The following is a 14,239-nucleotide window of genomic DNA, read 5'->3' on the forward strand; positions in this document are numbered from 1 at the left end:
CATAAATACCTTGTTAGCGGTAGGCGTTTTTATTTTAGTTTATTAAAAGTCTCATCTAATTTTTCAAACTTCAGTTTGTCAAATTCTTTACTTGGAACTTGAATCCCATTCAAGTCGCTAAAAAGTATAGAATAATCATTAGTACCAAGTTCATCTTTCATTATTCTATCTGCTGTTTCTTTTGTAACTGTAACAGTTTTTTTATACTCTTCATAATATTTGCTTCTGTCTTCTAAATCTATCGGAATTGAAGTAATTGTAATTTTTTCAGTTGGTGTTTGTGCAAATGTTTGAAAAGCTACATAAATAATATCTCTTTTTACAATTTCGTTTATAACCTTGTCAAGGTCTCCTTTTACTATGGGTTTTGAAACTTGAATATGAAGCTTTTCTGAATTTTCGTCAATTATTTTTAAAGTTCCATTTTCGGTACTAAAATCTCCAGCTTCAGTCAGCATATCCTTAACAGAATTAAATTTCTGTAAATTCTCAGTTGTAACTTCTTTTGTTTCTATCGGTTTGTCAGCTTTTTTGTTGTCGTTCCCACAACAGTTCAAAAGTGAAATAATGATAATGCTAAAAAATAAATTCTTCATACTTTTTTGACTTTAAAGTTAATGTTTTGTGACGGGGTTTTGATACGCTTACCGCTAACACCCAAATATACGAAAGTTTTTTGTTTTTGAATAAATTAGTTTAAAATTATATAAAACATTGATAATTAAAAATATAAGCGACATTAAACACTTACAATCGACTATAAATGTTTATTAACCGAATAATATTTGTAACTTAAACCAACTTTGTACCAATCAATTTTTAAACTATAAAATTTACAAGCCATGAGTACATTACGTAACAGTGTTCGCTTAATCGGTAGAGTAGGCAACAACCCAGAAACAAAAACATTTGATAACGGTACCAAAGTATCTTTATCTTTAGCTACAAGCGATTTTTACTATAACGATAAAAACGAAAAAATAGAAAATACCCAATGGCACAATATTGTTGCTTGGGGCAAAACTGCCGAGTTAATTCAGAAATATGTTGAAAAAGGTAAAGAAATTGCCGTAGAAGGCAAACTTACGTACCGATCGTACGAAGATAAAGAAGGTATTAAACGCAGTATTACCGAAATTGTGGTGAGCGAAATTGTGTTTTTTTAAAATAGAATCCCGATTTTTTCGGGATTTTTTTTATTTTTAAATCATGGAAGCTATTCAATTTGTACATCTTATTTTATATGTTGATAACCAACAAATAAGCACCGATTTTTATACTAAATTGTTACAAACACAACCTGTACTTAACGTACCTGGTATGACCGAGTTTTGTTTGGCCGCCAACCTAAAGCTTGGGTTAATGCCTAATAACGGCATAGCTACAATTTTAAAGAACAAAACGCCCCACCCAAACACGGGTACCGGAATTCCAAGGTGCGAATTGTATTTGTATGTGCAAAACTTAGAACAATGGTGTACTAACGCTAAAAATATTGGTGCTGTTTTAATTTCCGATATCGAAAAGCGCAATTGGGGCGATACCGCTTGTTACTTTGCCGATAAAGACGGCCATATTATTGCCTTTGCAACTAAATAAATAATAGTACACTTAAAAAAAGATAGTTTGTGCAGCTTTAAAAGTGTGTACGTGGGCTTGCAAAATGGTTCGCAATTGAGGCGAATACCCACCACCCATGCTGCATTGTACTGGTATTTGGTAATTTTTTGCCAATGTAAAAACCAATTCATCACGTTGTTTGCAACCATCAATGGTACAATTTAATTTACCTAATTTATCGGTTTCTAAAATATCAACGCCTGCTTGGTAAAAAATAAAGTCGGGTTTTTGAGTTATAATTATAGGTTCTAAATGCTGAGTTAAAAGCTGTAAATAGTCAACATCGGTAGTGTGGTTTTCTAAAGCAATATCTAAACTTGATTGTTCTTTTTTAAACGGATAATTGGTTTTACCATGCATTGAAAACGTAAAAACGTGTGGGTTGTTTTTAAAAATTTCGGCTGTACCGTTCCCCTGATGCACATCTAAATCAATAATTAAAACTTTAGAAACCAGTTGGTTTTTTAATAAATATGCAACAGCAATGGCTTGGTCGTTCAACATACAAAAGCCTTCGCCGTAATTTGTAAACGCATGGTGGGTACCGCCTGCTATGTTAAATGCAATGCTATTGGTTTGGTACGCTTTTAAAGCGCCTGTTAAAGTGCCTTGTGCAATAATGCGTTCGCGGCGTACTAATTGTTCACTGTGTATAAATCCGGTTTTTCGTACCTCTTTTGCGGTAAGTTGTAAGTTTACGTATCGGTTTACATAATCGGCATCGTGTACCAAACAAGCTGTTTCAAGGGCAATTTCGTTGGGTTTAAAAAAACATTCTTCATTTACAATTCCTTCTAAAAGCAGTTGTTTAGGTAATAACTCGTACTTTTCCATAGGAAAACGATGGTTTTCAGGTACAGGATGTTTGTATATAGGGTGATATGCTATGGGAAACATTTTGTTTTTTTAAATGGATAAATAAATTAAAACTGAACTAAAAACATGGATTATTCATTTAATATTTCCTGAAACAAATCAAAAAATCTGCCCATATCAATGCCATCAACCAAGCCGTGATGTGCAAATAAAGCAACGTTAAAAAACTTTTTTCCTTTTTTATCAATCATTTTTCCAATAGATACTTTGGGCGAGCTATCGGTATATTTAAAACTACGTGCATGTGTTAAAGCGGTAAAATTTACCCACGGAATTGCCGAAAAATGAATAATGTTGTCGCCATAATCGTCTTTTGTAAGCAACGTATCGGTTTGTTGTACACGATTTATTTCTTTTTGTACCGATTTTTTAAAGATTTCGATATCATTGTGATAAATGATGTGCGAAAAACCAAAGGTTTCGTTTTCTTTTAAAATGGTTGATGATGCGTCGATACGATCGTGCTGAAAAACTTTTCCATTATCAATTCGCAACTTAAAAGCAGGCAGTTGATTCATGGTTTTTAACGTGGCGTATAAATAATAAATGAAAAACGATGTGTTTAATTCTTTAGCTTTTTTGTAGGCTTTGGTAACATCTACTTCAACGGTTAAGCCATAAAAAGGTTCGTCCATTGCCATGAAAAACTCAAAATGACTTTTTCTTTTCCAAGTATCTAAATTAATTTCGGTTTTCATAAATTTAATAAGCTTAAAATTTCGCTGACTTTTTCAACTGTAAAAAAGTTTTTGTGAATAATTTCGTGGTCAATGCGTTCGTGTGCCCATGTGGTGTGAAAAGGTACATGTATAGCACTTCCACCAATGTTTAAAACCGGTAACACATCAGACTTTAACGAATTGCCAATCATTAAAAAGTTTTCAGGTTCAATTTCTAAGCGTTTTAAAAGTTTTTCGTAATCAAGTTCTTCCTTTTCAACCATCACTTCAATGTGATGAAAATAAGCACCTAAGCCCGATAAATGCAATTTGCGGTGTTGATCTTTTAAATCGCCTTTTGTAGCTACCACCAATTTATAGTTGCCGTGAAGTTTTTGTAGGGTTTCTTCAATTCCATCTAACAAAACAATAGGTTTGGTAAGTAAATCTTTACCAATTTCAATAATTTTTTCCATTACTTTGGTTGATACGGTGTGGTTAGAAACCGAATAAGCTGTTTGAATCATTGATAAAACATAGCCTTTTATGCCGTAACCATACAAGGGTAAATTGCTAATTTGATTTTTAAATAAGGCTTGTGCTAAGCTTTGCTTTGATAAATAATCGCTCATTAAAGCACAAAATTTTTCTTCGGCTTCATCAAAATAAGGTTCGTTAATAAACAAAGTATCGTCTGCATCAAAAGCAATAACCTGAATGTTTTTAATCATTTTAAACAAAATTTGTATAGAATTGATGAGTTAAAATTACCACTAAAAATTAAAAATAAGGTTTTTAAAGTATAAGTTTTTTTAAAGAATTCACGTAGCTAACAGGTTTTTATTGATTTTTTAAAATATTGGCTTATTTTAGCAATTAAAATAGACTAAAACTTTAAAAATTGGAACAAACTACAAACGACAACTCTTTAAAAAGAGGCTTGTCTAATCGTCATATACAATTAATTGCATTAGGTGGCGCCATAGGAACAGGGCTTTTTTTAGGCATTGGTCCGGCAGCAGTATTGGCAGGTCCATCGGTTATTTTAGGATACGCATTTGCAGGTATTATTGCATTTTTTATTATGCGCCAATTAGGTGAAATGGTGGTAGAAGAACCCGTTTCAGGTTCGTTTTCGCATTTTGCATACAAATATTGGGGTACATTTGCGGGCTATGCATCGGGTTGGAACTATTGGATTTTGTACATATTGGTTTCAATGGCCGAACTAACAGCCATAGGTAAATACGTACAATTTTGGTGGCCCGATATTCCGTTGTGGGTTTCTAGTTTATTCTTTTTTGTTACCATTACGGCTTTAAATTTAGGTACGGTAAAATTATTTGGCGAGGCCGAATTTTGGTTTTCAATTATAAAAGTGGTTGCTATTTTAGCAATGATTGGTTTTGGAACTTATTTGCTGATTTCCGGAACGGGTGGCGAACAAGCAAGTATATCAAACCTTACAAATAATGGGGGATTTTTCCCTAAAGGATGGTTTGAAAAAACAGCAGAAGGCTATCAAGGATTATTGTCGGTAATGGCCATTATTATGTTTTCGTTTGGGGGCTTAGAGTTAATTGGAATTACCGCTGCCGAAGCCGAAAACCCTGAAAAAAACATACCAAAAGCTACCAATCAGGTTATTTACCGTATTTTAATTTTTTACGTTGGTGCATTAATTATTTTATTTGCCCTTTCGCCTTGGGCAACTATTACAACCGAAACCAGTCCGTTTGTTACTGTTTTTGATAATTTAAAAGGCTTGCATTTTAATATTTTTGGCACCGATGTTTCGGGTACTAATTTAATTGCCAATGTTTTAAATTTAATAGTGTTAACAGCGGCTTTGTCGGTTTATAACTCATCGGTTTACAGCAACAGTCGTATGTTATATGGTTTGGCAGAACAGGGCAATGCGCCTAAATTTGTTATGCATTTAAACAAAAGTTCGGTGCCAACACGTGCTATAATTGTATCAAGTTGTTTTGCGGGCTTGTGTATCATCATCAATAAATTTATGCCCGATGAAGCTTTTAAAATACTAATGTCGTTAGTGGTTTCGTGTTTAATCATTAACTGGATAATGATATCGTTTACACATTTAAAATTCCGAAAGTTTAAAGACGCAGCATCTGTTCAAACCAAATTTCCATCGTTTTTATATCCCATTTCTAACTATGTATGTATGGCATTCTTGTTGGCAATTTTAGCCATAATGACTATTACAGGTATGCATGTTTCGGTAATTTTAATTCCGGTTTGGCTTATTTTATTGTACATCTCCTTTAAAATTGTTCAAAAAAACAAACAGCAATTGTAAATGTATTTTGTAAATTTAGCTTAAATAAAACGATTTTTTTATGGAAATTAAACATAAACAAGACGATAACAAAGGTGCTTTTATTGCAGAAGAAAATGGTGCCAAAGCCGGCGAAATGACATACAGTAAAGCAGGAGCCGATAAAATTATTATTGACCATACCGAAGTTAATCCTGAATTTAACGGCAAGGGTGTAGGTAAACAAATGGTGTTAGCAGCAGTTGATTACGCACGCGCAACAGGTATTAAAATTTTGCCTTTATGTCCGTTTGCAAAGGCAACTTTTGATAAAAATAAAGACATTCAAGACGTTTTGGTTTAACTATTCACTGTGACAAAGTTCTAAACTTTGTCATATTTTTTTAATTATATAATCTAAATGAAAAAACTTTTCTCTACTTTACTTATAAGTGCTTTTTTAATGATTTCATGCAAAAAAGAAACATTAAAAGCAACCATTCAGCCCGAGCAAAATCAGCCTAAATTAAAATTAGAATTAGCCGAAGCGCAAAAGATCATTGCATTACCGTTGCATTGTTTAAAGGTTGAATATCCGAATAAATTGGGACAGGTTTTAAAATCATCAGACGAATTGAAATCTCCAAAACAGTTGCGTCCCATTTTTTATGGTTGTTTCGATTGGCATTCGTCGGCACACGGATATTGGTCGGTTGTGAAGTTGGTAAAGCAGTTTCCTGAATTAGATCAAGATAAAAAAATAGATGAATTGCTAACCAATGTTTTTACAGATGAAAACGTAGCTATAGAAAAATCTTTTTTTGATCAACCGCATAACAAAACATTCGAAAGAACCTATGGTTGGGCGTGGTTTTTTAAATTGCAAGAAGAATTGTACACTTGGAAAACAAACCCTAAAGCGCAACAGTGGTACAAAACGTTACAACCGTTAGAAAATGTTTTTGTAGAACGATATTTAGAATACCTTCCAAAATTAAATTACCCAATCAGAACCGGAACGCACGACAACACTGCATTTGGTATGGCTTTAAGTTTAGAATATGCACAAACGGTAGGTAATACCCAGCTTAAAACTGCAATTGAAGCCAAGGCTAAATATTTGTTTATGAACGATACCAATTGCCCTATTGCTTACGAACCAAGTGGACACGATTTTTTATCACCTTGTTTGCAAGAAGCGTGGTTAATGAGCAAAGTGTTACCAAAAAACGCTTATAAAGTTTGGTTGCAAAAATTTTTACCCCAATTATTTGATAAAAATTTTAATTTAGAAGTAGGTAAGGTTTCTGATAGAACCGATGGCCATTTGGTGCATTTAGATGGATTGAATTTTAGTAGAGCAACTTGTTTGTTTGAAATTGCAAAGGTTTTACCTGAACTAAACCATTTAAAACCATTGGCTGAAAAACATTTTAATGCTGCTTTTCCAAACATATCAAACGATGATTATATGGGTAGCCACTGGTTGGGTAGTTTTGCGTTGCAAGCGTTAGATGCGCAGTAGATTGATTTAAAGTTGGATTTATGAAAAATAAATTGAATCAGTATCTATTGTTGTTTCTTAATATCCTTTTTATTTGTTTCATATTATACAGTCTATTCCGATTGTATAATGAAAAAGATTATAGTAATGATTCAAATCTAATTGTATATTCTGTTGTTTCTTATAAAGAAAATTCTGGTGGTAAAGGGAATCATTATGATATGAATATTTTGTATGATGGAGTAAAAACAACACTTTCTATTACAAGTAAAGAATATAGTGGAATTAAGGAAGGAGTCTATCCAAAAGTATATAGATACAATGATGAACTAACAACAGATTGGACTTATGAACAGAAGAAAAGATATATTTATGTCTTTCTTATTTTAATGATATTTACGAATTTTGCTTTTTATTTGAATAGAAGGATGGAATTACAAAAAAAAGGTCATTTTTAGACATTCTGTGCTTTACACGGAATTTTACAATGATATTACATTAAATGTGACTCTGAATCAAGTTAAGAGAGACACAACAAAAAACGCAAACCATTCGGTTTGCGTTTTTTGTTTATAAAATAGTGGAATTATCCTATTGTTGCTCCGTTATAAACGCCAGCTTCATCAGGGTTTACAAAAACCAATTTACCTTCTTTGGTTTCGGTAAGTAAAAGCATTCCTTCACTGTTCACGCCACGTAAAGCACGTGGTGCTAAGTTTACCAAAACTGTTACTTGCTTGCCAATTATTTCTTCGGGCGTAAAATGTTCTGCAATTCCAGATACAATAGTACGCACGTCGATACCTGTATCAACCTTTAAAACCAATAATTTATTTGCTTTTGGCATTTTTTCGGCTTCAATAATGGTTCCTACACGTAAATCAATTTTTGCAAAATCTTCAAACTGAGTGATTTCTTTTTGTGGTTCGGCTGTTTTTGCTTCGGCTGCATTTGCCAGTTTCGTTGCTTCCAATTTGTCTATTTGTTTTTGTATTTCGTTGTCTTCTATTTTTGCAAACAATAATTCTGCCTGACCAATTTGGTGACCTGCTGGAATTAAATCAGTGGTTTCGGCTACTTTGTTCCAAGTAATAGGTTCGGCAATATTCAACATGTTTTTTAGTTTTGCTGCCGAAAAAGGTAAAAACGGTTCTGCTAAAGTAGATAAGGCTGCGGCAATTTGTAAGGCTACATACATTTGCGTTTTTACGCGTTCTTCATCGGTTTTAATTAATTTCCAAGGCTCTTCATCTGCTAAATATTTGTTTCCTAAACGCGCTACATTCATTAATTCGCCTAATGCTTCGCGGAAACGGTAACGTTCAATAGAACTTTCAATAACCGCTGGGTAGGCTTTTAATTCCGTTAATACTTGTTCGTCAATTTCGTTAAATGCATTAGGTGTAGGTATAACGCCGTTGTAGTATTTATTAGTTAAAACTACTACGCGGTTAATAAAATTACCAAAAATAGCAACCAATTCGTTGTTGTTTCGTGCTTGGAAATCTTTCCATGTAAAGTCGTTGTCTTTTGTTTCAGGCGCATTTGCCGTTAATGTATAACGCAACACATCTTGTTTTTCAGGGAAATCAACCAAATATTCATTCAACCAAACGGCCCAGTTTTTAGAAGTTGATAATTTATTTCCTTCTAAATTCAAAAACTCGTTAGCTGGTACGTTGTCAGGTAAAATATAACTACCTTCTGCTTTTAACATCGCCGGGAAAATAATACAGTGAAACACGATATTATCTTTTCCTATAAAATGGACCAGCTTTGTATCTTGATCTTTCCAATAAGGCTCCCAGTCTTTTCCTTCGCGAGCTGCCCATTCTTTGGTCGATGAAATGTAACCAATAGGTGCATCAAACCAAACGTATAGTTTTTTGCCTTCGGCACCATCAACAGGTACATCAATTCCCCAATCTAAATCACGAGTTACCGCGCGCGGCTTTAAACCGTCGTCTAACCATGATTTCACTTGTCCGTAAACATTTGGTTTCCAGTCATTTTTGTGTCCTTCAATAATCCATTCGCGTAAAAAAGCATCGTACTGATCTAAAGGTAAAAACCAGTGTTTGGTTTCTCTTAAAACTGGCGTTGAACCCGTTATGGTTGATTTTGGATTGATTAAATCAGTAGCGTTTAACGATGTTCCGCATTTTTCACATTGATCGCCATAAGCACTATCGTTACTACATTTAGGGCATGTGCCCGTAACAAAACGATCGGCTAAAAACTGATCTGCTTCGGCATCGTATAATTGTTCTGTAACTTCTTCAATAAATTTGCCTTCATCGTACAATTTTCTAAAGAAATCAGAAGCGGTATCGTGATGTATTTTAGCTGAGGTACGCGAATAATTATCGAACGAAATGCCAAATTCTTGAAAAGAATCCGCAATGATTTTGTTGTATTTATCAATCACTTCTTGCGGAGTAATGCCTTCTTTTTTAGCTTTCATAGAAATGGCAACGCCGTGTTCATCGCTTCCGCAAATAAAAGCAACATCTTTATTTTGCTGGCGTAAAAAACGTGCGTAAATATCGGCAGGAACGTAAACGCCCGCCAAATGCCCAATATGTATTGGCCCGTTGGTGTACGGCAAAGCTGCCGTTATGGTATATCGTTTTGGATTTTGTAACATACGAATGAAAAATTTACTGCAAAAATAATTTATTCGCTACGAATAAGCGAATTTTTGAGCTGATTTTAATTATATTTGGTTAAATAATAAAAATATAGAAAAATGGAAAATGTAAAATTTAATCCTGTTGGTTGGTTCGAAATTTATGTTGAAAATATGGATCGTGCAGCAAAATTTTATGAAGATGTTTTAGGTTATAAAGTAGAGCAATTACCAATGCCCGATGCTCATGAATTAGAAATGCGTGCTTTTCCAAGTGATATGATGAACCCTGGAGCAGCAGGTGCATTAGTAAAAATGGAAGGTATGAAAGGCGGTTCAGGCGGTACGTTGATTTATTTTGGAACCGAAGATTGCGGTGTTGCCGAAGCTAAGGTTGAAGCTGCTGGAGGAAAGGTTTGTCAACCTAAAATGTCGATTGGCGATTATGGTTTCTGCTCAATTGTTAGTGATACTGAAGGAAATACAATAGGTTTGCATTCAATGATATAGTTGAAAAAGCTATAAATAAAAAAATCCGTTTTTGTTTACCAGAAACGGATTTTTTTATTGTACTATTTATGGTAATGGTTGCCCAACAGCAATATCGCAACGGTGACCTGGTTGTCCGTGTGCAGGGTTAGGTTTTCCTTGCATACCTGGTGCTGTTTGTTGTGCAGGCATTGCTTGTTGTTGAGGTGCAGCTTGCTGTGGTGCTGCTTGTGTGTTACCACTGCCTAAAAAACCACCACCGTTTGTTTTAGGTGCTGTTGATTGCGTTGCTTGTTGTTGCGCTCCTTGTCCTGGAGGCGAGTTTAATGGCGCTCCTACTGGAATGTCGCAACGGTGACCTGGTTGTCCGTGTGGTGGGTTCATGCCTGCTGCTGTATTTGCAGTTGTAGCTTGTGTAGCTGTATTCGTAGCAGGTGCATCGTGATCGTGACCTTCGCCTGGTGCATGGTTGTGTCCCGCATGTGGATCAACCGGAGTTGTTTCTGTTGTTGGTGTTTCTGTTGTAGTTGTTGCTTCAGCTTTTTTATCGTTACAAGAAATCATTCCTAAAGCAGCAAAAAATGCAATAATTGTTATTTTTTTCATGATTAAATTTCTAATTAAGAAACAAATATAAACAAATAGTTTAAAAAAACGCACGCAATTGTATACTTCCTGTGTGTATGGTTTTTGATGTTTCGCTGGTTCTACCTTGATAATTTATATTGGCATCTAAATACTTGGTTAAGTTGCGCTGAAACAATAAGCGCCAAGTAAGGTTTTTGCCTGGTTGCAAGCCTTCTAACATTTGATACGCTACCGCCGATAACGGATTACCTACAAATTTGTTGTTGTATAACGAAAATTCGCCATTAATAGTGAATTTTTGGTTTGCATTGTAGTTAAAGGTTGTACCTATGCGCTGTTGCTTTAAGGTTTCAAAATCACCTTGGATATTTTTTTTATTTTGCCATTGATAAAAAAGTTCTAAACGAGCGTTTTGCGAAAAAATATAACTTATGGTTGGTTGAACGCTTAAGTTGTGTAAAAGATAGTTTTTTGAACCGTAATTTTCTGACGTACTTTCAATATCATCTGTTTTAGTGGTAAATTGTGCCAACCACCATTTGTTTAATAAGTGCTGAAATTGTAATTGATGGGTGTTTATTTTGGTATCTAAACTACCAAAATTCATTAAATTTTTTGCCCTATTGTTTATAACCGAATATATGGTGGTGTATTTTTGTTTTCCTCGGTTGAAATAGATTGAATTGCGAATGTTTGAATTTTCTGCAACTAATTCATCTGCGGAAGATCCAAACGGATTCCATGCAATTTTGTTTCCATCTCTCAATATGCTTCGATCAATCATAAAAGAAGACTGTACATGAAACTTACTGGCGTATTTTTTAAAACCGTTGTTGTTTTGCCAAATACTAAAATTCAAATTTAAAACTTGTGTTAATTTGGTTTGATGCGTTTTTACAAAAGTTTGATTAGGTAAAAACATACGTACGTATTCTGCTAAATCGGGGTAAGGCGCTACTTCAAATTCTTCTAATTCTTGTATGCCGTTGTTGTTGTAATCGTTCCACATATGCGTACCTAAGCCTGCATCAACTTTAATATACGTAAATTCTTGCTGTGCAACTGTACCAGCAGCTGTTTCGTAAATAGTGTTTGTTTGCAATAAATTTTTTAAAAAACGATCGTTATAAACAATACGCGAATTTAAAGTGGGCTCAACCAAATTGTTTTCTGTGTATTTTAAATTGCGGTAGTTGGCATAAATGTTTAAATCGCTGGTTTGGGTTTTAAAAAGTTGCGATTTAGCGTAAATGGTATGTGCGTTTGATACGTTGCGCAATAAGTTATTTTGTAACGAATCGTTTACTCTAAATTTATAACCAACTTCAATATACGTTTTTAAAGTATCACCTTTGCCAACAAAAGCATCTATTTGGGCATATTTTTGAGATAAGGTTTGAAATAGCTGTGTGGCTACATCTTTTACTTGATAATTTTCTAAATCTAAACGCGCACCTGCCCATTTTTTGTTTTTAGAATAAACTGCTTGGGTTTTGCTTCGTGTAAAATGGGTGTTGTAAACCGAACCTTTTGCCGATAAAAAACTGGTGTTGGTGTTTAAATTGAAATTTTTGTAATTGTAATTACCTATTAACGATTGTTTTTGCCCTATGTAGCTGTTGCTGTATTCTAAGCGGCTGTATTGATAGGTTATAGTGCTGTTTTCATTGGGTGCTATTTTAGAACCTATTGTTATAAGCGATTGATTTCCGAACGTATTTGCAACATTCCAGTCTCTATCAAATTCTATTGTGTACAAACGCTCAACGGTTTTGAAATTTTTAGAAACAACTTGTAGGTTACCAAATACATCTACCGTCCATTTTTTATTTAAAATACGATGTGTACCGTTTACTTGTGCTGCAAAACCTTTGTTGTCCTCATCGTTAATAGGCGAAAACAAGTTTTGGTCGTTGTTGCTTAAGCCAATTTCGGCATCAATTTGGGTAAAGTCTTTTGGTTTGTACTGTGCCAGCATTGTTGCTATAGTTAGCCGTGTAGGAGCAATTAACTGAATTAATGGTTCGTAATCGCCTTGTTTTATAGCGTTGATGGGTTCTGTAAATTCATAAATTTTACCAATACTTGCTGTGTTTGCCAAACGGTAATTGCCATTGCCTGCGCCTACATAACTAAAAGTTACCATGTACAAAGTATCGGTTGGTGTATTTGAATATTGATAGAATTCATATCCGTTTTGACTTACTTTTTTATACAAAGTTTTGTTTTCAGAGTATGAATCAATATAAGCAGATGGCGCTTTCATTAATGATAAACTATCACCCGCTTGTTTTAAAATAGCTACTTGTTCGGTATTTAAATTTTGTTGTAAAGGCTGATTTTTAATATCTGTTTCAGTGTAAACGTATCCGGCAATATTCCATTTTTTTTGTTGATGCTTTATACCTCCGTAGCCTAAAAATCGAGCGTAATTTCTATCGGTGTACTGGTATTCTACTACAATACGCATTTCTGCAGTTATGGGGAACAACGTTGTAAACCTAATTTCGCCCGAATTGTAATCTATTACATAATCGTTTTGTTCGCCACGCATTAATTTTCGTCCGTTTACATAAACCGTTTCCGAACCCGAAATAATTAATATATACAATTGGTTGTTACTGCCTTTTAATTTGTAAGGCCCCTGGTTGCCTTCTTGTCCTGTAAATTCGCTTTTTGCATATTGGCCACGTACCAACGCAGCAGCGGTTTCTATAGTAGTTTGTTGGTTTTTACCTAATTTTATATTGGTAGATATACCTTGTACCTTTTTATTGAAATTTAAAAACTTTGATGTTCTGTTTTCTAAAAATAAATCACCTGCTTTAATGTTCCAGTTGGTTGCGAAAAGTTCCATGAAAATTTGATCGAATTCATCAATTTTTTGCGAATATCCTCCGTTTTGTAAAGGGATATTACTGTCTTGCAACGATGCGCGAATTTGAACTTTGTCTGATAAATTACCTACAATTTGTAAATCAAGGTTTGAATTGGTTACCAAGTTTTGGTTGTTACCTACTGTAATTCCTCGTGAAATGCTTCCGTTGGTATTTAATCCTTCAAAAGGTGTAAAAGTAGTAGCTTGTTTTTCGGGTACTTTAAAAATATATGCACCATCTTTATTAGGTATCATGCGTTTGGTGTCGTAAAGCGCATAGGTTTTAGTTAAAAAGTTGGGGTAATTTAAATACAAAACCGTTAAGGTATCTTGTACAGGTTTAACAAAGGTTAGCTTTGCTTTGTTGTAATCAATGGTGTAATTGGTAGTGTCAAGCACAATACCTTTGTGGTTTAATATTTTAAAATAAGTGTTGTTAAGGGCAACGCTATCTAAATAAATGGTTGAGGTTAACGTATCGGTAATTATTTTTTTTGATTTGTACAGTGAATTTGTTTCTTGTGCATTAGCAAAAGAAAAAATGAACAAACACCATATTAAACAAAAAAAGGGTTTCATGTAAGTTATAACTTCAAAACATCAAAAATAGTGTATTTTTTTTGTAGAAAGTTTATAGGTTAAGTGTTATAATGCTTTCGCAATTCAAATAAAAAGTCTGCATTACCTAAATAATGCAGACTTTTTTTAAAAGGAT

13 protein-coding genes and 1 pseudogene are annotated in these 14,239 nt (G+C 34.1%); 7 read left to right on the forward strand and 7 right to left on the reverse strand.

Translation table 11 applies throughout. The annotated features are described in order from the left end of the window. Positions 1 to 29: 29 nt before the first annotated feature. On the reverse strand, positions 30 to 596 hold the full coding sequence (locus P3875_RS02285) for a hypothetical protein (protein WP_303444631.1): 567 nt from the start codon (positions 594 to 596) through the stop codon (positions 30 to 32). 246 nt (positions 597 to 842) lie between these two features. Here P3875_RS02285 and P3875_RS02290 point away from each other — a divergent pair, with 246 nt between their 5' ends. Continuing rightward, positions 843 to 1,166, forward strand: coding sequence for a single-stranded DNA-binding protein (locus P3875_RS02290; RefSeq protein ID WP_303444632.1), 324 nt, complete (start codon positions 843 to 845; stop codon positions 1,164 to 1,166). 43 nt (positions 1,167 to 1,209) lie between these two features. Then, positions 1,210 to 1,599 carry a VOC family protein gene (locus P3875_RS02295; protein WP_303444633.1) on the forward strand — a complete coding sequence of 130 codons (390 nt, stop codon included), beginning with the start codon at positions 1,210 to 1,212 and terminating at the stop codon, positions 1,597 to 1,599. A 12-nt stretch (positions 1,600 to 1,611) separates the two neighbouring features. Here the strand turns inward: P3875_RS02295 and P3875_RS02300 are convergent, their stop codons facing one another. Genes P3875_RS02300 through P3875_RS02310 form a run of 3 tightly spaced genes read right to left on the reverse strand, consistent with a single transcriptional unit; the run spans position 1,612 to position 3,886 of the window. After that, positions 1,612 to 2,517: a histone deacetylase family protein gene (locus tag P3875_RS02300; RefSeq protein ID WP_303444634.1), complete on the reverse strand. Its 906-nt coding sequence runs from the start codon at positions 2,515 to 2,517 to the stop codon at positions 1,612 to 1,614. Positions 2,518 to 2,567: 50 nt separating this feature from the next. Continuing rightward, entirely contained in the window at positions 2,568 to 3,194 is a 627-nt protein-coding gene (locus P3875_RS02305; protein WP_303444635.1) for a chloramphenicol acetyltransferase, read from the reverse strand. After that, positions 3,191 to 3,886 carry an HAD family hydrolase gene (locus P3875_RS02310; protein WP_303444636.1) on the reverse strand — a complete coding sequence of 232 codons (696 nt, stop codon included), beginning with the start codon at positions 3,884 to 3,886 and terminating at the stop codon, positions 3,191 to 3,193. Before P3875_RS02310 ends, P3875_RS02305 begins: the two co-directional genes overlap by 4 nt. Positions 3,887 to 4,056: 170 nt before the next feature. On the opposite strand from P3875_RS02310, the gene P3875_RS02315 reads away from it, so the two are divergent. The 4 genes from P3875_RS02315 to P3875_RS02330 all read left to right on the forward strand — a co-directional run bounded on the left by P3875_RS02315 (position 4,057) and on the right by P3875_RS02330 (position 7,398). Continuing rightward, a complete protein-coding gene (locus P3875_RS02315) occupies positions 4,057 to 5,478 on the forward strand; it encodes an amino acid permease (protein WP_303444637.1) in 1,422 nt (473 codons plus the stop codon). Positions 5,479 to 5,518: 40 nt separating this feature from the next. Continuing rightward, a complete protein-coding gene (locus tag P3875_RS02320) occupies positions 5,519 to 5,800 on the forward strand; it encodes a GNAT family N-acetyltransferase (RefSeq protein ID WP_303444638.1) in 282 nt (93 codons plus the stop codon). 57 nt (positions 5,801 to 5,857) lie between these two features. Next, on the forward strand, positions 5,858 to 6,961 hold the full coding sequence (locus P3875_RS02325) for a DUF2891 domain-containing protein (RefSeq protein ID WP_303444639.1): 1,104 nt from the start codon (positions 5,858 to 5,860) through the stop codon (positions 6,959 to 6,961). Positions 6,962 to 7,062: 101 nt separating this feature from the next. Further along, a complete protein-coding gene (locus P3875_RS02330; protein ID WP_303444640.1) occupies positions 7,063 to 7,398 on the forward strand; it encodes a hypothetical protein in 336 nt (111 codons plus the stop codon). 128 nt (positions 7,399 to 7,526) lie between these two features. Here the strand turns inward: P3875_RS02330 and metG are convergent, their stop codons facing one another. Next, positions 7,527 to 9,587 (reverse strand): methionine--tRNA ligase, encoded by a 2,061-nt coding sequence (metG, locus tag P3875_RS02335; protein ID WP_303444641.1) that lies wholly within the window; start codon positions 9,585 to 9,587, stop codon positions 7,527 to 7,529. A 102-nt stretch (positions 9,588 to 9,689) separates the two neighbouring features. Between metG and P3875_RS02340 the strand changes: the two genes are divergently transcribed. Then, entirely contained in the window at positions 9,690 to 10,079 is a 390-nt protein-coding gene (locus P3875_RS02340) for a VOC family protein (protein ID WP_303444642.1), read from the forward strand. A 66-nt stretch (positions 10,080 to 10,145) separates the two neighbouring features. Here P3875_RS02340 and P3875_RS02345 read toward each other — a convergent pair. Together P3875_RS02345 and P3875_RS02350 are read right to left on the reverse strand one after the other, a co-directional pair. Continuing rightward, positions 10,146 to 10,442 (reverse strand): annotated as a pseudogene (locus P3875_RS02345) (hypothetical protein); the annotation flags it as partial. 262 nt (positions 10,443 to 10,704) lie between these two features. After that, a complete protein-coding gene (locus P3875_RS02350; RefSeq protein WP_303444643.1) occupies positions 10,705 to 14,103 on the reverse strand; it encodes a hypothetical protein in 3,399 nt (1,132 codons plus the stop codon). Positions 14,104 to 14,239: the final 136 nt, after the last annotated feature.

Origin of the sequence: Myroides sp. JBRI-B21084 (genome assembly GCF_030545015.1) — a bacterium.
Lineage (GTDB): Bacteria > Bacteroidota > Bacteroidia > Flavobacteriales > Flavobacteriaceae > Flavobacterium.

What these genes read in the sequence shown, in the direction of transcription:
- P3875_RS02285 (WP_303444631.1), bottom strand. Translation starts at nt 596, where the DNA reads ATGAAGAATTTATTTTTTAGCATTATCATTATTTCACTTTTGAACTGT.
- P3875_RS02290 (WP_303444632.1), top strand. Translation starts at nt 843, where the DNA reads ATGAGTACATTACGTAACAGTGTTCGCTTAATCGGTAGAGTAGGCAAC.
- P3875_RS02295 (WP_303444633.1), top strand. Translation starts at nt 1,210, where the DNA reads ATGGAAGCTATTCAATTTGTACATCTTATTTTATATGTTGATAACCAA.
- P3875_RS02300 (WP_303444634.1), bottom strand. Translation starts at nt 2,517, where the DNA reads ATGTTTCCCATAGCATATCACCCTATATACAAACATCCTGTACCTGAA.
- P3875_RS02305 (WP_303444635.1), bottom strand. Translation starts at nt 3,194, where the DNA reads ATGAAAACCGAAATTAATTTAGATACTTGGAAAAGAAAAAGTCATTTT.
- P3875_RS02310 (WP_303444636.1), bottom strand. Translation starts at nt 3,886, where the DNA reads ATGATTAAAAACATTCAGGTTATTGCTTTTGATGCAGACGATACTTTG.
- P3875_RS02320 (WP_303444638.1), top strand. Translation starts at nt 5,519, where the DNA reads ATGGAAATTAAACATAAACAAGACGATAACAAAGGTGCTTTTATTGCA.
- P3875_RS02325 (WP_303444639.1), top strand. Translation starts at nt 5,858, where the DNA reads ATGAAAAAACTTTTCTCTACTTTACTTATAAGTGCTTTTTTAATGATT.
- metG (WP_303444641.1), bottom strand. Translation starts at nt 9,587, where the DNA reads ATGTTACAAAATCCAAAACGATATACCATAACGGCAGCTTTGCCGTAC.
- P3875_RS02340 (WP_303444642.1), top strand. Translation starts at nt 9,690, where the DNA reads ATGGAAAATGTAAAATTTAATCCTGTTGGTTGGTTCGAAATTTATGTT.
- P3875_RS02350 (WP_303444643.1), bottom strand. Translation starts at nt 14,103, where the DNA reads ATGAAACCCTTTTTTTGTTTAATATGGTGTTTGTTCATTTTTTCTTTT.